General features: G+C 65.4%; 18 protein-coding genes. 17 read left to right on the top strand and 1 reads right to left on the bottom strand.

Translation table 11 applies throughout. The features are described 5' to 3' along the window. Position 1: 1 nt before the first annotated feature. The 8 genes from E4L98_RS12120 (at position 2) to E4L98_RS12085 (ending at position 8,068) form a co-directional block, all read left to right on the top strand. On the top strand, positions 2 to 547 hold the full coding sequence (locus E4L98_RS12120; RefSeq protein WP_135201812.1) for a chemotaxis protein CheW: 546 nt from the start codon (positions 2 to 4) through the stop codon (positions 545 to 547). A gap of 12 nt (positions 548 to 559) precedes the next feature. Next, positions 560 to 1,369 (top strand): CheR family methyltransferase, encoded by an 810-nt coding sequence (locus E4L98_RS12115; RefSeq protein WP_135201811.1) that lies wholly within the window; start codon positions 560 to 562, stop codon positions 1,367 to 1,369. Further along, positions 1,366 to 1,896, top strand: a complete 531-nt coding sequence (locus tag E4L98_RS12110; RefSeq protein ID WP_135201810.1) for a chemotaxis protein CheD — start codon at positions 1,366 to 1,368, stop codon at positions 1,894 to 1,896. Before E4L98_RS12115 ends, E4L98_RS12110 begins: the two co-directional genes overlap by 4 nt. Continuing rightward, complete coding sequence (locus tag E4L98_RS12105; protein ID WP_135201809.1) at positions 1,893 to 2,966, top strand: protein-glutamate methylesterase/protein-glutamine glutaminase; 1,074 nt, start codon at positions 1,893 to 1,895, stop codon at positions 2,964 to 2,966. Before E4L98_RS12110 ends, E4L98_RS12105 begins: the two co-directional genes overlap by 4 nt. Position 2,967: 1 nt before the next feature. Continuing rightward, positions 2,968 to 4,242, top strand: coding sequence for an EAL domain-containing response regulator (locus tag E4L98_RS12100; protein ID WP_135201808.1), 1,275 nt, complete (start codon positions 2,968 to 2,970; stop codon positions 4,240 to 4,242). A gap of 27 nt (positions 4,243 to 4,269) precedes the next feature. Further along, positions 4,270 to 5,955 (top strand): methyl-accepting chemotaxis protein, encoded by a 1,686-nt coding sequence (locus E4L98_RS12095; RefSeq protein ID WP_135201807.1) that lies wholly within the window; start codon positions 4,270 to 4,272, stop codon positions 5,953 to 5,955. Between the two features lie 11 nt (positions 5,956 to 5,966). Next, positions 5,967 to 6,473 (top strand): chemotaxis protein CheW, encoded by a 507-nt coding sequence (locus tag E4L98_RS12090; RefSeq protein ID WP_135201806.1) that lies wholly within the window; start codon positions 5,967 to 5,969, stop codon positions 6,471 to 6,473. A gap of 125 nt (positions 6,474 to 6,598) precedes the next feature. Continuing rightward, on the top strand, positions 6,599 to 8,068 hold the full coding sequence (locus E4L98_RS12085; RefSeq protein ID WP_229257368.1) for a methyl-accepting chemotaxis protein: 1,470 nt from the start codon (positions 6,599 to 6,601) through the stop codon (positions 8,066 to 8,068). 18 nt (positions 8,069 to 8,086) lie between these two features. Here the strand turns inward: E4L98_RS12085 and E4L98_RS12080 are convergent, their stop codons facing one another. Further along, positions 8,087 to 8,929 (bottom strand): class I SAM-dependent methyltransferase, encoded by an 843-nt coding sequence (locus E4L98_RS12080; RefSeq protein ID WP_135201804.1) that lies wholly within the window; start codon positions 8,927 to 8,929, stop codon positions 8,087 to 8,089. A gap of 410 nt (positions 8,930 to 9,339) precedes the next feature. On the opposite strand from E4L98_RS12080, the gene E4L98_RS12075 reads away from it, so the two are divergent. From E4L98_RS12075 to E4L98_RS12035, 9 genes are read left to right on the top strand one after another with little or no spacing between them, the layout of a single operon-like run. Then, positions 9,340 to 10,977: a TldD/PmbA family protein gene (locus E4L98_RS12075; protein WP_135201803.1), complete on the top strand. Its 1,638-nt coding sequence runs from the start codon at positions 9,340 to 9,342 to the stop codon at positions 10,975 to 10,977. A gap of 21 nt (positions 10,978 to 10,998) precedes the next feature. Continuing rightward, entirely contained in the window at positions 10,999 to 12,336 is a 1,338-nt protein-coding gene (locus tag E4L98_RS12070) for a TldD/PmbA family protein (RefSeq protein WP_135201802.1), read from the top strand. A 19-nt stretch (positions 12,337 to 12,355) separates the two neighbouring features. Then, positions 12,356 to 13,993 carry a TldD/PmbA family protein gene (locus E4L98_RS12065; RefSeq protein ID WP_135201801.1) on the top strand — a complete coding sequence of 546 codons (1,638 nt, stop codon included), beginning with the start codon at positions 12,356 to 12,358 and terminating at the stop codon, positions 13,991 to 13,993. Positions 13,994 to 13,998: 5 nt separating this feature from the next. Then, positions 13,999 to 15,336 (top strand): TldD/PmbA family protein, encoded by a 1,338-nt coding sequence (locus tag E4L98_RS12060; RefSeq protein WP_135201800.1) that lies wholly within the window; start codon positions 13,999 to 14,001, stop codon positions 15,334 to 15,336. Between the two features lie 8 nt (positions 15,337 to 15,344). Then, positions 15,345 to 15,968: a DUF4159 domain-containing protein gene (locus tag E4L98_RS12055; RefSeq protein ID WP_135201799.1), complete on the top strand. Its 624-nt coding sequence runs from the start codon at positions 15,345 to 15,347 to the stop codon at positions 15,966 to 15,968. 2 nt (positions 15,969 to 15,970) lie between these two features. Then, on the top strand, positions 15,971 to 16,975 hold the full coding sequence (locus E4L98_RS12050; protein ID WP_135201798.1) for an AAA family ATPase: 1,005 nt from the start codon (positions 15,971 to 15,973) through the stop codon (positions 16,973 to 16,975). A gap of 6 nt (positions 16,976 to 16,981) precedes the next feature. Then, positions 16,982 to 17,941: a DUF58 domain-containing protein gene (locus tag E4L98_RS12045; RefSeq protein ID WP_229257367.1), complete on the top strand. Its 960-nt coding sequence runs from the start codon at positions 16,982 to 16,984 to the stop codon at positions 17,939 to 17,941. Further along, positions 17,938 to 19,014, top strand: a complete 1,077-nt coding sequence (locus E4L98_RS12040) for a hypothetical protein (RefSeq protein ID WP_229257366.1) — start codon at positions 17,938 to 17,940, stop codon at positions 19,012 to 19,014. Before E4L98_RS12045 ends, E4L98_RS12040 begins: the two co-directional genes overlap by 4 nt. After that, positions 18,998 to 21,031 carry a DUF4175 family protein gene (locus E4L98_RS12035; RefSeq protein ID WP_135201797.1) on the top strand — a complete coding sequence of 678 codons (2,034 nt, stop codon included), beginning with the start codon at positions 18,998 to 19,000 and terminating at the stop codon, positions 21,029 to 21,031. Before E4L98_RS12040 ends, E4L98_RS12035 begins: the two co-directional genes overlap by 17 nt. Positions 21,032 to 21,158 lie beyond the last annotated feature (127 nt).

The following is a 21,158-nucleotide window of genomic DNA, read 5'->3' as shown; positions in this document are numbered from 1 at the left end:
TATGGACACCCCGGCCGACATCGTCACCTACGGCAGCAGTGCCATCGTCGCCCTGCAGGGCGGCGCCGCGCTGCCCAGCCAGTTCCTGACCTTCATGCTGGGCGAGGACCAGTATGCGGTCGGTATCCTGCACATCAAGGAGATCATCGAGTACGGCAGCGTGGCCACGGTGCCGATGATGCCGGACTGCGTGCGCGGCGTGATCAACCTGCGCGGCGCGGTGGTGCCGGTGATGGACCTGTCGGCGCGCTTCGGCCGCGCGCGGAGCGCGATCGGCAAGCGCAGCTGCATCGTCATCGTGGAGGCGGGCGACGGCGACGGCAAGCAGGTGCTGGGCATGCTGGTGGACGCGGTCAACGCGGTGGTGGAAATCGCCGCCGCCGACATCGAGCCGGCGCCCTCGTTCGGCACCCGCATCCGCCCCGACTTCATCGCCGGCATGGGCAAACACAGCGGCAGGTTCGTGATCCTGCTCGACATCGAGCGGGTGCTGTCGAGCGAGGAGATTGTTGACATGGCGCGCGGCACCGCAGCCGCCGCCGCATGATGAAGGCAGGCCATGGCCGTGGCGATGATCACCGATCGCGAATTTTTGCAGTTCCAGCGCTTCATCTACGACGCTGCCGGCATCACCATGGCCAACGGCAAGCAGGCGCTGGTCAGCGGCCGCCTGGCCAAGCGCCTGGCCCACTACCAGCTCGACAGCTACGGCGATTATCTGCGCCTGCTGGAAAGCCGCGCGCAGCCGCAGGAGCTGCAGATCGCGGTCGATCTGCTGACCACCAACGAGACTTATTTTTTCCGCGAACCCAAGCACTTCAACCTGCTGCGCGATCTGGCGCAGGAGGCGCGTGACAAAGGGCGCAGCATGCGGGTATGGAGCGCCGCCAGTTCCAGCGGCGAGGAACCGTACAGCATCGCCATGGTGCTGGCCGACGTGATGGGTATCGATGGCGCCTGGGAGGTGCTGGGCACCGACATCAGCACCCGCGTGCTGGAACGCGCGCGCTGCGGCCACTATCCGATGGAGCGCGCCAGCCAGGTGCCGCAGCAGTACCTGAAGCGCTTCTGCCTGAAGGGGCAGGGCAGCGAGAGCGGCACGCTGCTGATCGAACGGGCATTGCGCCAGCGGGTGCAGTTCCAGCATCTGAACCTGAACGCGCCGCTGCCCAAGGTCGGCACGTTTGACGTCATCTTCCTGCGCAATGTGATGATTTACTTTAATCTGGAGACCAAGCGGCAGGTGGTGACGCGCCTGCTGGCGCAGCTGCGGCCCGGCGGCTACTTTCTGATCGGGCATTCGGAAACGCTGAACGATATTAACGATACCCTGATCGCCAACGCGCCTTCGGTCTACCGCAAACCATGAGCGACGCCAAACCTATCGATATCTTCCTCATGCCCGGCGATTACTTCGTCGGCGACGAGCGGTATCGGGTGCGCACGCTGCTCGGTTCCTGCGTGTCGATCACGCTGTGGCATCCGGCGCTGCGCATCGGCGCCATGTCGCACTTTCTGCTGCCCGGCCACGGCCGCCGCAAGAACGACCGGCCGGCCGACAAGCCGGGCATGTACGGCGTCGACGCCATGGAGCTGATGATCGAGGGGATGGCGCGGCATGGCGTGCCGCTGATGCAGTGTCAGGGCAAGATCTTCGGCGGCGGCGCCATGTTCCCGCGCAGCGAAAAGGTGCGCGACATCGGCACCCAGAACGGCGACTGCGCGCGCAGCATGCTGCAGCAGTACGGCATCCACGTGGTGTCGGAAAGCCTGTACGGCGAGGGCCACCGGCAACTGATCTTCACCATCCGCAATGGCGAAGTGCTGAGCCGCCAGGTGCCGCCCGACAGCGCGCAGGAGCGGTGGAGCAATGCAGGGAGAAGGGCAAAAGCATGAACGATATCAAGGTCATGATCGTCGACGATTCGGCCGTGGTGCGCCAGGTGCTGAGCGGGCTGCTGAACGCGGCGCCCGGCATCACCGTCATGCATGCGGTGGCCAATCCGCTGCTGGCGATGGAACGCATGAAGGTGCAGTGGCCGGACGTGATCGTGCTCGATGTCGAAATGCCCAAGATGGACGGCATCACCTTCCTGCGCAAGCTGATGACCGAGCACCCGACGCCGGTGGTGATCTGCTCCACGCTGACGGAAAAGGGCGCGCAGACCTCGGTGGAGGCGCTGACCGCCGGCGCGGTGGCGATCATCACCAAGCCGCGCCTGGACCTGAAGCAGTTCCTGCACGACAGCGCCGACGAGCTGATATCGGCCGTGCGCGCGGCCGCCGGCGCCCGCGTCGGCAAGCTGGCCAACCGTCCGGCGCCGCCGCCGGTGACGGTCAAGCTGAACGCGGACGCCATCCTGCCGCCGATGGATGCGCGGCCGATGACCGCCACCACCGAGCGTATCGTCGCCATCGGCACCTCCACCGGCGGCACGCAGGCGCTGGAGGAAGTGCTGACCTGCCTGCCGCGCGTCTCGCCCGGCATCGTGGTGGTGCAGCACATGCCCGAAAAATTCACCGCCGCCTTCGCGGCACGGCTGGACAGCGTGTGCCAGGTGCGCGTCAAGGAAGCCGAGAACAATGACCGCGTGCTGCAGGGCCAGGTGCTGATCGCGCCCGGCGGCAAGCACATGCTGCTGCGCCGCACCGGCGCCCAGTATTTCGTCGAGGTGGTGGACGGGCCGCTGGTGAACCGCCACCGGCCGTCGGTCGATGTGCTGTTCCGCTCCGCCGCGCGCGCGGCCGGCGCCAACGCGCTGGGCGTGATCATGACCGGCATGGGCGACGACGGCGCCGCCGGCATGCTGGAGATGTTCAAGGCCGGCGCGCGCACGGTGGCGCAGGACGAGGCCAGCTGCGTGGTGTACGGCATGCCGAAGGAGGCGGTGAAAAAGGGCGGCGTCGAAAAATCGGTGCCGCTGAACGCAATCTATCGCGAAATCCTGCAGCAGCTGCAGTACTGACATGGCCACCCCGACCGCCACCGATGCCACCGATGCCCCGCCGTGGGCCGGCCGCCGCGTGCTGGTGGTGGAGGACAGCGAGGTCCAGCGCGGCTATCTGGTCGGCCTGCTGCGCCAGCTGAAATTCGGCGAAATCCTGGAGGCGGCCGACGGCAACCAGGCCTTGCGGGTGCTGGACGGCCGGCAGAACTGCCCGGTGTACCTGGTGCTCACCGACCTCGAGATGCCGGGCATGGACGGTATCGAACTGACCTGCCAGCTGCGCGACCGGCACCTGACCGAAAACCTGATCGTGGTCAGCGCGCGCGATCCGCGCCTGCTGGAGATCATCGAAAGCATGGCCTGCGACGATGCCGGCATGGGCCTGCTGGGCACCCTGGTCAAGCCGGTGCAGCTGGAATCGCTGACGCAGCTGCTGCACAAGGCCGGCGCCGGCCGCGGCGGCGATTGCGAGCCGGCGGTGGCACCGCCATTGCCGCAGGTCGCGCTGGAAGTGCTGGAACAGGCGCTGGCGCGCGCGGAATTCCTGCCGTACTTCCAGCCCAAGGTGGCGATGCACAACGGTCACCTGAAAGGCGTGGAAGCGCTGGCGCGCTGGCGACAGCCACAGCGCGGCCTGCTGCCGCCGTCGCATTTCATCCCGGCGCTGGAGGGCACGTCGCTGATGGCCGAGTTCACGCTGGAGATGGTGCGCCAGGTGCTGCGGCATCTGCACGACTGGAAGCAGGCCGGCCTGCCGCCGCTGACGGTGGCGGTCAACCTGAGCGCCGACAACCTGGCCGATCGCGGCTTCATCGACCGTCTGACGTCGCTGGTGGCGGCGTCCGGCGCGCCGCCCAAGGCGCTGGTGTGGGAAGTGACCGAGACCAGTGTGATGCGCCAGCTGTCGCAGGCGTTGACCAATATGGGCCGGCTGCGGCTGATGGGCTATGGCCTGGCGATGGACGATTTCGGCATCGGCTACTCGTCCATGCAGCAGTTCGCGCGCTGCCCGTTCACGGAGCTGAAGATCGACCGCAGCTTCGTCAACGGCGCGGCGCAATGGCCGAACCGTCACATGGTGCTGAAAAGCGCACTGGAACTGGGGCAGAGCCTGGGCGTGGCGACGGTGGCCGAGGGCGTGGAGACGGTGGAGGACTGGAAGCTGCTGCGCGATCTCGGTTGCGATATGGCGCAGGGCTATCTGCTGGCGCAACCCATGCCGGCGCAGGAACTGGTGGGCTGGATCAGGCAGGACCGGCGCAGGCTGCGGGCGCTGGCGGAAGCATCAACATAATAATCATCCAAACGGGAGGGGTTCGTCATGCTGTCGAGTTTACAGGTCAGGACCAAGATTTTGATGTTGCTGGCGGTGGCGGTGCTGGCGCTGCTGGTGGTGGGGCTGGTGGCTTTCAATGGCATGAAGCTGCAGAGCCAGATGCTGCTCTCGATCGGCAAGAACCGCATGCCCTCGGTGCAGGCGCTGCAGACCATCAGCGAGGCGCAGACGGCGCTGCGCTCGGCCAGCCGCGCGATCGACGCCATGGCGCTGTATCCGGACGACGTGGCCGACGTCGATCACGAGATCAAGCGCAAGCAGGAAGCCTGGGCCAGGATCGACAAGGCGTGGAAGGTGTATGACGCGCTGCCGCAGGAAAAGGAGGAGGCGCAGGTGTGGAATGTCTTCGTCAAGCAGTGGGACAACTGGAAGCAGCGCGACGCTGTGGTCACGCAGACGGCCAGCCAGATCCCGCGCGCCGAGCTGGCGCGGCGCAAGGAACTGTTCGTCGCGGTGCACAACACGATCAAGGAGAACCGCACCGCCTTTCACGACGCGGAGGAGAGCCTGAACAAGCTGGTGGCGCTGAACGTGCAATACGGCGAGACCGACGTGTCGCACGCCGAGGAAGCGTCGGCGGCGGCGCTGCGCAGCATGTACACCTCGGCCGCGGTGGCGCTGGCGCTGCTGGTGGCGATCGGCCTGTTCATCCTGCAGGGCATCATGCGGCAGCTGGGCGGCGACCCCGCGTATGCGGCCGACATCGTGCGCCGGGTGGCGGACGGCGACCTCACCGCCGACGTGCAGCTGCGCGCCGGCGACAGCGGCAGCCTGCTGGCGGCGATGAAGGGCATGATCGACAAGCTGTCGCACGTGGTGCAGGAAGTGAACAACGGCGCCGAGGCGCTGGCCTCGGCCTCGGAAGAGGTCAGCGCCACCGCGCAGTCGCTGTCGCAGGCGGCCAGCGAGCAGGCCGCCGGCACCGAGCAAACCAGCGCCTCGGTCGAGCAGATGACGGCGTCGATCTCGCAGAACACCGAAAACGCCAAGGTCACCGACGGCATCGCCAGCAAGGCGGCCAGGGAGGCGGCGGAGGGCGGCGAGGCGGTCAAGTCGACGGTGGCGGCGATGCAGCAGATCGCCAAGAAGATCAGCATCATCGACGATATCGCCTACCAGACCAACCTGCTGGCGCTGAACGCGGCGATCGAGGCGGCGCGCGCCGGCGAGCATGGCAAGGGCTTCGCCGTGGTGGCGGCCGAGGTGCGCAAACTGGCCGAGCGCAGCCAGGTGGCGGCGCAGGAGATCGAGCAGGTGGCCTCCAGCAGCGTGGAGCTGGCCGACAAGGCCGGTCAGCTGCTGGACGAGATGGTCCCGAACATCCGCCGCACCTCCAACCTGGTGCAGGAAATCACGGCGGCGTCGGAGGAACAGTCGGCCGGCGTCGGCCAGATCAACGCCGCCGTCACGCAGCTGAGCCAGACCACCCAGCAGAACGCCTCCAGTTCGGAGCAGCTGGCCGCCACCGCCGAGGAGATGAGCAGCCAGGCGGAGCAGCTGCAGCAGGCCATGGCCTTCTTCAAGCTGGCCGGCGTGTCGCGGCCGCTGCGCACGGTGGCGGCGCCGCCGCGCAAGCCGGCGACCCGGCCCGGACGGCCGATCGGCGCGGTGTCCAGCCGGCGCATGAGCGACGTCAGTGAGCCGGACGAGTCGCACTTCGTCAAATTCTGAGCGAGGCCGCCATGAGCACCCCGACCGCCGCCGATGCGCCGGCATTGTCCCAGCAGCAGCCGGCGCAGTACCTCAGCTTCATGCTGGGCCAGGAGATGTTCGCCATGGGCATCCTGGCCGTGCGCGAGATCCTGGAATACGCCGGCGTGACGCCGGTGCCGCAGATGCCGCCGTCGATCTGCGGGGTGATCAACCTGCGCGGCACGGCGGTGCCGGTGCTGGACCTGGCGCGCCGGCTGGAGCGCGCGCCGTCGCCGGTGACCAAGCGCACCTGCATCATCGTGGTGGAGGTGATGGCGTCGGAAGGGCCGCTGGTGATCGGCATTCTGGTCGATGCGGTCAACGCTGTCCTGGACATTCCGGCCGAGGATATCGAGCCGGCGCCGCGCTTCGGCAGCGTGCGCGCCGATCTGCTGCACGGCATCGGCAAGGTCGGCGGCCGCTTCGTCATGCTGCTCAACGTGCAGCACCTGGTGGCCACGCTGCACCTGCAAGAGTTTGTCGCTCGGATTCCTTAGCGGCGAAGGTACGGCAGCACACGCAGGACAGCGCACCGTTAGTTTTAGTGAGACTTTGATGTCGATATTGGTTCACAATACCATGTGGACAGCCTCGCCAGGGAGTACCCGCCATGCTGGAAAAAATGAAAATGGAGACCCGGCTGCATGCCGGCTTTGGCAGCATCGTGCTGCTGGTGGTCGTGATGGGCGTGATCGCCTTCGCCAAGCTGACCGCCCTGCACGACAACTGGATCGATTTCGAGAACATCACGCTGGCGCGCAAGAACGCGGTGCTGGAGGGGGTGACTGCGCATGGTCACGCGGTGCGCCACTTCAAGAACTACATCCTGCGCGGCGCCGACAATAACACCAAGTTCCGCGCCGACCTGGCGGAAATCGAAAAGCAGATGGCCAACTACCGCAACGCCGGCTCAGCCAGCCCCGAGGAGCAGACGCTGCTGAACGATGTGCTGGCCGGCGTCAAAAGCTACGACGGCAGCATGGCGCAGCTGGAGGCCATGCGCGAGAAGGGCATGTCGGTGCTGGAGATGGACAAGGAAATCAAGGGCGCCGATGAAGCCATCGCCACAGCCTTCCGCAAGTTGCTGAAGGTGAACGATGCGGAAACCCAGGGCGAATCGGAGGGCATGACCAGCATCACCAATTCGGCCAAGCAGATCATCCTGGGGCTGGACGTAGTGATCGCGGTTCTCGGCTGCGTGCTGGCGGTGTGGTTGGCGCGCAGCCTGTCCGGCATTGTGCGCGAGGTGCAGATGGTGGTGAGCCACCTGGCCAGCGCGGCGCAGGAGGTCAGCGCCACCGCGCAGTCGCTGTCGCAGGCGGCCAGCGAGCAGGCCGCGGGCGTGGAGGAGACCAGCGCCTCGATCGAGCAGATGACGGCCTCGATCGCGCAGAATACCGAGAACGCGAAAGTCACCGACGGCATCGCCACCCAGGCCGCCGGCGAGGCCTCGCGCGGCGGCGAGGTGGTGAAGGCGACGGCGACGGCCATGAAGCAGATCGCCGGCAAGATCGGCATCATCGACGATATCGCCTATCAGACCAATCTGCTGGCGCTGAACGCGGCGATCGAGGCGGCGCGCGCGCAGGAACACGGCAAGGGCTTCGCGGTGGTGGCGGCCGAGGTGCGCCGGCTGGCGGAACGCAGCCAGGTGGCGGCGCAGGAAATCAGCCAGGTGGCGGCCGACAGCGTCGAGCTGGCGGAACAGGCCGGCGTGATGTTCGATGCGCTGGCGCCGAACATCCGCAAGACCTCCGACCTGGTGCAGGAAATTTCCGCGGCCTCCGAGGAACAGAGCTCCGGTGTGCGGCAGATTAACAGCGCGGTGATCCAGCTGAGCGAGACCACGCAGGTGAATGCCGCCAGCTCGGAAGAACTGGCGGCGACGTCGGAAGAGATGAATGCGCAGGCGGAGCAGCTGCGGCATCTGATGTCGGTGTTCAAGCAGTATGCGCTGGACGAGGCGCCACGCATGGGCGCCGTACGCCGGCCGGCGGTACTGAAGACGACCGCCGCCTCGGCGCGACCGGCGCGCGGCCTGGCCCCGGTGTCGGAAGGAGCGCCGGACGAAAGCAAATTCACCCGGTTCTGAGCCACGCCCCGGGCCAGATTACGGCTTGACGAACTTCAGCGTCATGCGGTCGCTCTCGCCGATGGCCAGGTACTTCGCGCGGTCCTCGTCCTTGTTGGTCAGGGTCGGGGGCAGCGCCCAGACGCCGTTCTTGTGGTCGGCCGTATCCTTGGGATTGGCGTTGATCTCCGACTTCGCGGCCAGTTTGAAGCCGGCCGATTCCGCCAGCTTGATCACATACGCTTCGTGCATGTAGCCGGTGCTGGCCTTGTCGTCCTGCGTCTTCGACGCCGGCAGCCGGTGTTCCTCCACACCCAGCACGCCGCCCGGCTTGAGCACCGTGTACAACTGCTTGAAGAGATCATTCATCTTGTCCGGACCCAGCTCGATCCAGTTGTGGATGTTGCGGAAGGTGAGCACCATGTCCACGCTGTTGGCCGGCGCCAGCTCGATTTTGCGGCCCGGCGAAAACACGCCGATCGCCACCTTGTTGTAGGCCTCCGGCTTGGCGTTCAGGCGCGCCATGAAACGCTCGGCGCCGCGGCGCTCGCCCTCGTTGGGCGAGGCCAGATCGTTGCCGCCGGTGATCAGCTTGCCGTGATCGCGCAGGTAGGGCGCCAGGATCTCGGTGTACCAGCCGCCGCCCGGCGCCAGCTCGACCACCGTCATGTTCGGCTTGATGCCGAAAAAGCTCAGCGTTTCGTAAGGATGGCGATACACGTCGCGCTTCACGTTGTCCGGCGTGCGGGTGGGGGCGGCGATGGCCGCCTTCAGCGCGTCGTCGGCGAGGGCGCTCCCGCTTGTGGCGAGGGCGCTCCCGCTTGTGGCGAGGCCGCCCATCAGCAGCGTGGCGGCCAGGGTGGCCAGTACGTATCGTTTCATGCACAGTCTCCTGAAGTGTGGTGTGGGGACGACGCGGCGCGCGTCCAGCGCGATCATCTGCCAAGCACGCAAACAGGTCAAGCGCAATGGCGCCGGCGCACCGGGACAGTGCGCCATCATGGGCGCGGACAGGGCGCGGACACTGCGCGGACACTGCCCGGACACCGGAGCGGACACTCCGCGGGTCCAAAACAGGCACTTGCGGATCAGTTTCCGATGGCATACATTTTGCAATCTGCGGTCTAACTCCGGCGCTAATATTGCCAAACCCCTGGAACAGGCGACGGATATTCAGGTGTAACGTAAAGTAACAAGCGGTATCACAGTAGTTCAGGCACAAAAGCGAATAAAAGCGCAAATAAAAAGCAGAACCGATCGGGCGGCTGGCCCGCAACCATGTTGGAGAGACTATGCAACGACGTGACTTCCTCAATATCAGCAGTCTGGCTCTGGGCACCATGCTGCTGCCCACCTTCGGCCGCGCCATCGCGGCGGAAGAGCTGATCAAGCCGGTGGACGTGAAATTCAAGAAGGCCCTGGCCGATACCGCGATGACCGCCGCCACTCAGGCCGGCGCCTCGTATTGCGACGTGCGCGTGGGCCGCTACCTCAACCAGTTCATCACCACCCGCGACCTGAATGTCGAAAACGTGGTGAACACCGAGTCGGCCGGCGTCGGCGTGCGCGTGATCGCGGGCGGCGCCTACGGCTTCGCCGCCACCAACGACATGACGCCGGACGGCGTGGCCGCGGCCGCGCGCCAGGCAGTGGCCATCGCCAAGGCCAACGCCAAGCTGCAGACCGAACCCGTGATCCTGGCGCCGGTCAAGGGCGTGGGCGAAGTGGCCTGGGCCACGCCCATCGTCAAGGACTGGCGCACGGTCGCCATCAAGGACAAGGCCGACCTGCTGGTCGCCGCCAACAAGGCCGGCATGGAGGGCGGCGCCAGCTTCATGCAATCGCTGCTGTTCCAGGTGAACCAGCAGAAGTATTTCGCCTCCACCGACGGTTCCTACATCGACCAGGACATCCACCGCCTGTGGATGCCGTTCTTCGCCACCGCCGTCGATCAGAAGTCGAACAAGTTCCGCACCCGCCAGGGCCTGTCCGCGCCGGTCGGCATGGGCTACGAATACCTGGACGCGCGCCCCGAGCACCAGCTGCAGGCGGCCGGCGGCGTGACCACGCTGTACACCAAATCGTATGACCTGATCGAAGACGCGCGCCTGGCCGGCAAGCAGGCCAAGGCCAAGCTGACCGCCAAGTCGGTCGAACCGGGCAAGTACGACCTGGTGCTGTCGCCGGAGCACCTGTGGCTGACCATCCACGAGTCGGTGGGCCACCCGACCGAACTCGATCGGGTGCTGGGCTACGAGGCCAATTACGCCGGCACCAGTTTCGCCACGCTGGATAAATGGCAGACCAAGAAGTTCAAGTACGGCTCGGACCTGGTCAACATCGTCGCCGACAAGACCACCCCGGGTTCGCTGGGTGCGGTCGGCTACGACGACGAAGGCGTCAAGTGCAAGAACTGGGACATCATCAAGGACGGCATCCTGGTCAACTACCAGGCCACCCGCGACCAGGCGCACATCATCGGCGAGAAGGAATCGCACGGCTGCTCGTATGCCGACAACTGGGCCAACGTGCAGTTCCAGCGCATGCCGAACGTTTCGCTCAAGGCCGGCAAGAAGCGCATGACGCCGGACGAGATGATCAAGGACGTCAAGAAGGGCATCTACATCGTCGGTGACGGTTCCTTCTCGATCGACCAGCAGCGCTACAACTTCCAGTTCGGCGGCCAGCTGTTCTACGAAATCAAGAACGGCAAGATCGGCCAGCAGCTGGAGGACGTGGCCTACCAATCGAATACCCAGGAGTTCTGGAACGCCTGCGTCGGCATCTGCGATGAGCGCGACTGGCGCATGGGCGGCTCCTTCTTCGACGGCAAAGGCCAGCCGCCGCAGGTGTCCATCGTGTCGCATGGCGCATCGACCGCGCGCTTCAACGGCGTCAACGTGATCAACACCGCCCGCAAGATCGGCTAAGCCCCTGGAGAGAGAGACAATATGAAATTCCTGAGTCAAGAAGAGACCAAGCGCATCAGCGACAAGGTGATGGCGCTGACCAAGGCCGACCAGTGCGAAGTGTCCATCAACGGCAGCCGCAAGGGCAATATCCGCTATGCGCGCAACGCCGTTTCCACCGCGGGCCTGATCGAAGATACCCAGCTGGTGGTGTCGGTCGCCTTCGGCAAGAAGCAGGGCACCGCCTCGGTCAACGAGTTCGATGACAAGTCGCTGGAAAAAGCCGTGCGCCGCGCGGAAGACCTGGCGCGCCTGGCGCCGGAAAATCCGGAGTTCATGCCGACGCCGTCCAAGCAGGAGTACAAGGCGTCGCAGACCTACTTCCAGAAGACCGCCGACATCGATCCTGAATTCCGCGCGCAGGTGGCGGCATACAGCATCGAGAACAGCAAGAAGAACAAGCTGGTGGCCGCCGGCTTCTTCACCGACAGCACGCAGTTCACGTCCGTGGCCAATTCCAACGGCGTGTTCGGCTACCAGACCGACACCGGCCTGGATTTCACGCTGACGGTGCGCACCGAAGACGGCCGCGGTTCGGGCTGGGTCAAGCGCAGCGTCGGCGACGCCAGCAAGTTCGACGCGCGCGCCGCTTCCGACATCGCCATCGAGAAGGCGCTGAAATCGGTGGACGCCAAGGCGCTGGAGCCGGGCCGCTACACGGTGATCCTGGAGCCGGCCGCCACCTCGGATGTGCTGGCATACATGTTCAACGCCTTCGACGCGCGTTCGGCCGACGAGGGCCGCAGCTTCCTGTCGAAGAAGGGCGGCGGCAACCGCCTGGGCGAGAAGCTGTTCGATGAGCAGGTGAATGTCTGGGCCGATCCGTGGGACAAGGATGTCGCCGTGCTGCCGTTCGATGCGCAAAGCCTGCTGGCGCGCGAACGCCAGGACATCATCAAGAACGGCAAGATCGCTTCGCTCGGCTACTCGCCGTTCTGGGCCAAGAAGATGAACCAGCGTGCCATCGGCCAGCCGGGCAACATCATCATGGCCGGTACCAGCAAGTCGACCGAAGAGCTGATCGCCAACACCAAGAAGGGCATCCTGGTGACCCGCACCTGGTATATCCGCATGGTGGACCCGCAATCGCTGCTGCTGACCGGCCTGACCCGCGACGGCACCTTCTACATCGAGAACGGCAAGATCAAGCATCCGATCAAGAACTTCCGCTTCAACGAAAGTCCGGTGACGATGCTGAACAATATCGATGAAATCGGCAAGCCGGAAATCCTGTCCGGCGACGAGTCGCAATTCCAGTTGCTGATCCCGGCCATGAAGGTCCGCGACTTCAACTTCACGTCGCTGTCGGACGCAGTGTAAACATCATCAGGAGCAGCACGTGGAACGTCGTTCATTTTTAAAGGTAAGCGCCGTCGCCGGCGGCAGCTTGCTGGTGCCGGTCTTCGGCAATGCCATCGCAGCGGAAGAGCTGCTCAACCCCATGGCCGTGCAGTTCAAGAAGTCGCTGGCCGACGCCGCCATGAACGCGGCCACCAAGGCCGGTGCCACGTATTGCGACGTGCGCATCGGCCGCTACCTGAACCAGTTCATCACCACCCGTGACCTGAACGTGGAAGATATCGTCAACACCGAATCCTCGGGCGTCGGCGTGCGCGTGATCGCCAACGGCGCCTACGGCTTCTGCTCGACCAACGTGATGACACTGGATGCCGTGGCCGACGCCGCGCGCCAGGCGGTCGCCATCGCCAGGGCCAATGCGAAACTGCAGACCGAACCCGTGGTGCTGGCGCCGGTAAAGGGCGTGGGCGAAGTGGCGTGGGCGACGCCGTTCAAAAAGGACTGGCGTTCGGTGCCGATCAAGGAGAAGGCCGAGATGCTGCTGGCCGCAAACAAGGCCGGCATGGACGCGGGCGCCAACTTCATGCGCTCCATGCTGTTCCAGGTGAACCAGCAGAAGTATTTCGCTTCCACCGACGGCTCGTACATCGATCAGGACATCCACCGTCTGTGGTCGCCGTTGACCGCCACGGCGGTCGACAAGGCCAGCGGCAAGTTCCGCACGCGTGACGGTTTGTCGTCGCCGTGCAGCATGGGCTTCGAGTTCTTCGACTGCAAGCCGGAGAACCGCGTCAAGGCCGCCGGCAATGTCACCCAGCTGTACAAGGGCGCCTACGATCTGATCGAAGATGCGCGCGCGGCCGGCCGCCAGGCCAAGGAAAAGCTGACCGCCAAGACGGTCGAACCGGGCAAGTACGATCTGGTGCTGTCGCCCGAGCACCTGTTCCTGACCATCCACGAGTCGGTCGGCCACGCCACCGAGCTCGATCGCGTGCTGGGCTACGAGGCCAATTACGCCGGCACCAGCTTCGCCACGCTGGACAAATGGAAGTCGAAGAATTTCAAGTATGGTTCGGAGCTGGTCAACATCGTCGCCGACAAGACCACGCCAGGCTCGCTGGGCCAGGTGGCCTACGACGACGAGGGCGTGGCGTCCAAGCGCTGGGACCTGATCCGCAACGGCATCCTGGTCAACTACCAGGCCACGCGCGACCAGGCGGCGATCATCGGCGAGAAGGAATCGCATGGCTGCTCGTACGCGGACAGCTGGAGCAGCGTGCAGTTCCAGCGCATGCCCAACGTCTCGCTGGAAGCAGGCAAGAAGCGCATGACCCCGGACGAGATGGTCAAGGATGTCAAGAAGGGCATCTACATCCTTGGCCGCGGCTCGTATTCGATCGACCAGCAGCGCTACAACTTCCAGTTCGGCGGCCAGCTGTACTTCGAAATCAGGAACGGCAAGATCACCAACCAGCTGGAGGACGTGGCCTACCAGTCGAACACCCAGGAATTCTGGAATGCCTGCTCGGCGCTGTGCGATGAACGCGACTGGCGCATGGGCGGCTCCTTCTTCGACGGCAAGGGCCAGCCCAGCCAGGTCAGCGCCGTCTCGCACGGTTCGCCGACCACGCGCTTCAACGGCGTCAACGTGATTAACACCGCTCGCAAAATAGGATAAGACAGATGAAGATGCTGACCCAGGAAGAAGCAAAACGCATTTGCGACAAGGTGATGTCGCTGTCCAAGGCCGACGAGTGCCGGGTGCAGATCAGCGGCAGCCGTAATGGCAATATCCGCTACGCGCGCAACGCGGTATCGACCGCTGGCCTGATCGAGAATACCCAACTGACCGTGAGCGTCGCCTTCGGCAAGAAGCAGGGCACCGCGTCGATCAATGAGTTCGACGACAAGTCGCTGGAAAAAGTGGTGCGCCGCGCGGAAGACGTGGCACGCCTGGCGCCGGAAAATCCGGAGTTCCTGCCGGCGATCAAGAAGCAGGATTACAAGCCGTCGGCCACCTTCAGCGACGCCACCGCCGCCATCGATCCCGAATACCGCGCCGCAGTGGCGGCGGCGAGCATCAATTCGGCCAAACAGAAAGGACTGGTGGCCGCCGGCTTCTTCAGCGACACCACCGGCTTCGAAACGGTGGCCAACTCGAACGGCGTATTCGGTTACCAGACCCTGAGCAATCTGGGTTTCACCGTCACCACCCGCACCGAAGATGGCCGCGGCTCCGGCTGGGTCACCCGTTCCGCCAACGATGCGCGCAAGTTCGACGCGCGCGAGGCTTCCGAGATCGCCATCGAGAAGGCGCTCAAATCGGTCGAGGCGAAAGCGCTGGAACCGGGCCGTTATACCGTGATTCTGGAACCGGCGGCGACCTCGGAAATCATCGGCCGCATGTTCGGCGCCTTCGACGCGCGTCAGGCCGACGAGGGCCGCAGCTTCCTGGCAAAAAAGGGCGGCGGCAATCGTCTTGGCGAGAAGCTGTTCGATGAGCAGGTGAACATCTGGGCCGACCCGTGGAATCCCGATGTGCCGGTGCTGCCGTGGGACAGCCAGGCCATGCTGGCGCGCGAGCGCGCGGACGTGATCAAGAACGGCAAGGTCGCCTCGCTCGACTATACCCGTTACTGGGCCGAGAAGAACGGCCAGCGCGCCACGGGCCGTCACGGCAATATGATCATGGCGGGCGGCGGCAAGTCGACCGAGGAACTGATCGCCAATACCAAGAAGGGCATCCTGGTGACGCGCACCTGGTACATCCGCATGGTCGATCCGCAGTCGCTGCTGCTGACCGGCCTGACGCGCGACGGCACCTTCTACATCGAGAACGGCAAGATCAAGCACCCGGTGAAGAATTTCCGCTTCAACGAAAGCCCGGTGACGATGCTGAACAATATCGACGAACTGGGCAAGCCGGTGGTGATCGGCGGCGACGAGGTGCGCTACCAGATGCTGATCCCGCCGATGAAGGTGCGCGACTTTAACTTCACGTCGCTGTCGGACGCGGTGTAAGGGCGGCTGTGGCCTCGTACGATTTCTATTTCACGCGCCTGACCTACGAGTCGGGCGACTGGGATGTGGATGTCCGCATGCCCAGCAACGTGCTCAATTCGCTGGTCGAGTACACGACCTTGCGGGTCGATCCCGTTGAGCGCATCGTCGCGCTGTCCGACCCGAAGATGCTGGAGGCGCCGTTCTGCTATTTCGCCGGCCACAAGCTGGTGCAGTTCACGGCGGCCGAGCGCAAGAACCTGGAGCGCTACATCAAGGGCGGCGGCTTTCTGTTCGTGGACGACTGCAACCACGACATCGACGGGCTGTTCGCGAAATCGTTCGAGGCCGAAATCGCCCGTATCTTCGGTCCGAAGGCGCTGCACAAGATCCCCAACAACCACCCGATCTACTCGGCCTTCTTCAGATTCGAGGACGGCCCGCCGAATACCACCGTGGAGCTGAACGGCTGGGGTGACGATCTGGTGCACGATTATCTGAAGGCGATCGAGATCGGCGGACGCGTGCGGCTTTTGTACAGTAACAAGGACTACGGCTGCGAGTGGGACTACGACTTCCGCAACAAGCGTTTTCTCGCGGTCGACAATACCCGCTTTGCGGTGAATATCATTCAATATGCGTTGGGAGCTTAGTAATGGCTGATGGTGCAGCAATCGCCTGGAGCGAAAATGAGATCGGCGAACTGACCGCCAAGGTGGCCGCGCTGAAGGCCAGCATGTCGCGGGTGATCATCGGCCAGGAAGACGTGATCGATTCGCTGATCATCTGCCTGCTGGCCGGCGGCCATGCGCTGGTGGAGGGCGTGCCGGGACTGGGCAAGACCCTGCTGGTCAAGTCGCTGTCGCAGGCGACGGAGCTGGACTTCCACCGCGTGCAGTTCACGCCGGACCTGATGCCCTCCGATATCGTCGGCACCGAGATCCTGGAAGAAGACCACGCCACGCGCAAGCGCGAGTTTCGCTTCCAGCAAGGGCCGGTGTTCACGCAGGTGCTGCTGGCGGACGAGATCAACCGCGCGCCACCGAAGACGCAATCGGCGCTTTTGGAAGCGATGCAGGAACGCAGCGTGACGTTCGCCGGCCAGACGCACAAGCTGCCCAGGCCTTTCTTCGTGCTGGCGACGCAGAACCCGATCGAGCAGGCCGGCACCTACCCGCTGCCGGAAGCGCAGCTGGACCGCTTCCTGCTGCGCATCGACGTGGTGTACCCGACGGAAGAGGAAGAGATCCGCATGGTCTCCGCCACCACGCACGCGGGTCTGAAGGACGCCGAGCCGGTGATGGACGTGGCGACGCTGCTGCGCCTGCAGCAGCTGGTGCGCGATATCGAGATCGGCGATCATCTGGTGGCCTACGCGACCCGGCTGGTGCGCGCGACCCGTCCGGCGCTGACCACGGTGCCGGCGGTGAAGAAGCATATCGGCTGGGGTGCCGGGCCGCGTGCCGGGCAGGCGCTGGTGCTGGCTTCCAAGGCGCGCGCGCTGATGCACGGCCGCCTGGCGGTAACGCGCGAGGACATCGCCGAGATGCTGCTGCCGGTGCTTGCGCACCGCGTGCTGCGCAATTTCGAGGCGGAAGCGGACGGCATCGCCATTGCCGATATCCTGCAAGCGCTGCGTGAGCATATCCGTCCCGACTAAACCGCGATGCAGACCAGCGCCAAATCGTCCGCCCACATGGCGGCTGCCGGCGACGACGCCGGCCGAACCGCCGCGTCCAGCGCCATGACCGCCATGATGGCCCAGACCAGGGATCTGGACCTGGTGATACGTCACGTACTGGCCGGGCTGGGGCATGGCATTCATGCGGGCCGCGAGCGCGGCGCCGGCGTCGAGTTCTCCGAATACCGCGCCTACGCGCCGGGCGACGAATGGCGTCGCGTCGACTGGAAGCTGCTGGCCCGCGCCGACCGCTACTTCGTGCGCGAGGCGGAGCGCGACAGCCACGTCGCCGTCTGGCTTTGCCTGGACGCCACCGCGTCGATGGCGGAGCCCAGCCGCGAGATCAATGGCGTCGACAAGCTGTGGTTCGCGCGCACCATGCTGGCCTGCGTGGCCGCCATCGCGCAGCGGCAGGGTGACGCCTTCGGCCTGCTGATCTGCAGCGGCGGCAAAGTGGAATTTGTGCCGGCCTCGCGCGGGCCGCGCCAGTTGCAGCGGGTGCTGGCGGCGCTGTCGCGGGCGCAGGCGGAAGGCGGCCTGCCGCCGGAGGACGTATTGAAATCGAGTCTGCATTTTGCCCGCGCGCCGAGCATGATCTTTGCCGCCAGCGACTTTCTCGACTGGCCATCGCCGCTGAGCGCCGCCCTGCTGCGGCTGCGGAACATGCGCCACGACGTGCGGCTGCTGACCTTGCGCACGCAGGCCGAGGTGGATGCTTCGTTCAAGTCCGGCGGCGGCTATCGCGACCCGGAACGCGCCGATGGCCTGCACCGCATGAGCAATGCCGACCGCGAGAGCTACAAGCAGCAGAGCCGCGCGCATTTCGATGGTGTCGCGGCCAGCTGCCGTCAACACAACATCGTCCATTACGAGGCGCGCATCGAGCAGCCTTTGAGTGGCGTCTTGCGCAGCTGGCTGCGGCTGGCGGGAGCGCGCGCCAAATGATGCTGAGTTCTTATCCCCTGTGGTGGCTGGCGTTGCCGGTGCTGCTGCTGCCGGTTTGGTGGCATCGCCAGAAGCGCCAGCGAGTGAAAGCCGAACTCCTGGCGACGGCGCGCTTCCTGCCGTCAGCGCCGCCGGAGCAGCTGCGCGTCTGGCAGTGGCGCGACAAGCTGCTGTTGCTGGTGCGCTGCCTGCTGCTGATGGTTTTGATCGCCTGGCTGGCCGCCACCATCTTCCCCTGGCGCGGCGACACCGTGCTGGTGGATGCCGGTGCCGATCGGGCCTGGGTCGAGGAACAGATCAAGTCCGCCGGCTTCACCTCCGCCACCCGTATCGACATGCCGGCGGATGTGCTGCCATGGCTGCGCGAGAACGAGCGTGACTGGCAGCGCGACGCCAAACTCCTGATCGTCGCCCGCGCCGGGCAGATCGCCATGCCGGCGCGCCTGCCGCAATTCAGTCATCCGGTGGAACTGCGCACGAAACCTGTCGGCTCGCGGCAGTCCGCCGCGCCTGTGGATCGGCACATAGTGCTCGGCGCGCCGCAGACCCGCGCACAGCCGTGGAGATTCCTGTTCGCGGCGTTCGACGTCGCTGGCGGCGGCGTCGCACGCCATGTGCTGGACGCGGCGCCGGATGCCCGGACCGCGCTGATTGTGTGGGATACGCCAGGTACGGTGCCGCCGGCAGCGTGGCGTTCGACCCACTGGTGGGTGGTTGCGCCGACCGTAGCCGAAGCCGCTGGCGAAGCAGGCGGACCGTTCCCCGAACTGGCCGCCGCCACCGCGCTGACGGTCAACGGCATCCATTTCAAATATGCCGACACCCCGCGCGGACGCTTGTGGACGTCGGACGTCTTCCCGCCGCGCGATGCCGACACCGCGCGTGCCCTGTACGACAGCTGGCAACTGCTGTCCGCCGCTCCCGCGCCAGCCTACGCCACGCCGTCGCAAACTGTCGCCGCCGAGCGCAACGCTGCGCCCATTCCGGGCGCCATGCCTGCCGCCTGGCTGGCCCTGGCCATGCTGGCCCTCTTCATGATCGAACGGATACTTTCCCATGCACGGCGAAACTGATCACCTGCGCCGCCGTCTCTGGACCGCCGTCTGGCGCCGTCGCGGCGCGCAATGGCTGGCGGTCTTCCTGCCGCTGCTGGTCAGCGCCGCACTGCTGCCTGCCTCCCGTGCCGCCACCGCGGTCGTCATCGTCGCCTGCGCCATCTGGGCCATGGTCGACGCCTATCGCTGGCGCGATCGCATCGGCAAACAATGGGCTTCCTGGCTTGACGCGGCCGTTCCGCAAATGGAAGACAGCTCGGCGCTGCTGGCCGCCGATGCCGGCACGCCCATCGCCAGGTTGCAGCAGCAACGCCTGCAAGCGCGCCTGGCCGGCGTCCTGACCGACAGCGACTACCAGCGCATCGCCCGCAACCACGCCGGTTACGTCACCGTGCCGCTGATATTCAGCCTGCTGGCGTCCGGCGCCGCCTGGGCATGGCAAGGCAAACCGGCTGGCGCGTCGCAAATGCCGAAAGCGACGGCACCGGCGAACAAGCCCATTCTGGATGGCGAAGTTTATCTGCGCGTCACACCGCCCGGATACACCGGCGTCGAAAGCTTCGAAACCGGCGCGCGCGACATACAGATCCCACAATACTCGGAAGTGCGCTGGTGCGTGCGCAATCCGGCCGGAACTCAGCCCGCCGTCGAACTCGGCGACGGCCAGACGCTCCCTGTCGGCAAGGACTGCGCCATGCTGCGCGTGGAGGAATCCCTGTTCTGGCGCGCGCGCGGCAAAAGCACCGCACGCTACAACATCCGCGTCACGCCGGACCTGGCGCCGCAAGTTGCCATCGTCGAACCGACGGAACTGATCCACCTGCTGCAAAAGGACGCCGGATCGGTGCAAATCTCCGTCAGCGCCAGGGACGATTACGCCATCGTCCGCGCCAGCCTGCACATGACGCTGGCGCGTGGCAGCGGCGAGAACATCCGCTTCAGCGACAAGGAAGTGCCGCTGCCGCAATCGTCCGACCCCAAATCGCGGGTCTGGAAAAAGCAGTGGACGCTGGCGGAACTCGGCATGGAACCCGGCGATGAGCTCTACTTCTTCGTACGCGCCACCGACAACGCGCCGGACAATCCGCACACCGCGCAATCGGCGACCTACACGCTGCGGCTGCCCGGTCCGGAGGCGGAAAGTCTGGATTCCACCGCGTTGCCGTCCATGGCCAAGCCGGAAAACCTGCGCAGCCAGCGCCAGATCATCATCGACACCGAACAACTGGTGGCGGACCTGAAAGCCAATCCGAACATGGTCGCGGCGACCCTGCGTTCGCGCAGCGAAGGCATCGCCGCAGACCAGGCCGCGCTGCGTCTGCGCTATGGCCAATTCCTCGGCGAAGAATCCAGCCTGTTCGGCGATGATGAGCATGAACATGAACATCACGGCAGCGAAAAATCAGGCGGCGGCGAGATCGCCGTCATGAAGGAATTCGGTCACGCCCACGACCAGGAAGACAACGCCACCATCTTCGATCCGCAAACCAAGGCGGTGCTGAAGCGTGCCCTGGCCGCCATGTGGGACGCGGAAAAGTCGCTGCGCGCGGTGTCGCCGAAAACCGCGCTGCCGCCGGAGTACAAGGCGCTGGACGCCATCAAGGAACTGCAGGCGGCCGAACGCGTCTATCTGCACCGTACCGCGTTCGTACCGCCAGCGCTGAAGGAGGAAAAACGCATGACCGGCGATATCGTCGGCGCCATGAGCTATAAGCGCGAGCAGGGCGCGGCCAACGACACCGTGCCGGCCGAAGTGCGCGATCTGGTGCAGGCGCTGTCGCAGGATGGCGCCTTGCCCGCGTTGTGGAGCAAGGCGGCGCGCGACACCATCAATGCACGTATCACCGATCAGGATCAGAAACTGTCGGCGCAGCGCGCGGTGCAGGACGTGATGGATGGCTGCGTGTCGTGTCGCGGCGAGTTGCGCGCCTGGCTGCGCGGTACGCTGACCGATGCGCCGGTGTTGCTGCAGGCGCGGCCATCGGCGGAGACGCCGTTCCGTCAGGCGTGGAGTGGCAAGGAGCAGGCGAAATGATGATATCCACAGATCTGGCGTCGCTGGCGCCGCCATTGGCTGCGCTGGCCACCGGCGCCGTCAGCGCCGCGCTGTTCGCACGCAGGCGTCGCTGGACCGACGCCGCGCTGGCCGGCCTGGCCGGCCT

Source organism: Duganella callida (assembly GCF_004614165.1).
GTDB classification, from domain to species: Bacteria; Pseudomonadota; Gammaproteobacteria; order Burkholderiales; family Burkholderiaceae_D; genus Rugamonas; species Rugamonas callida.
Note: the sequence above shows the minus strand (reverse complement) of the source record. Positions and strands in the feature narration are given on the sequence as shown.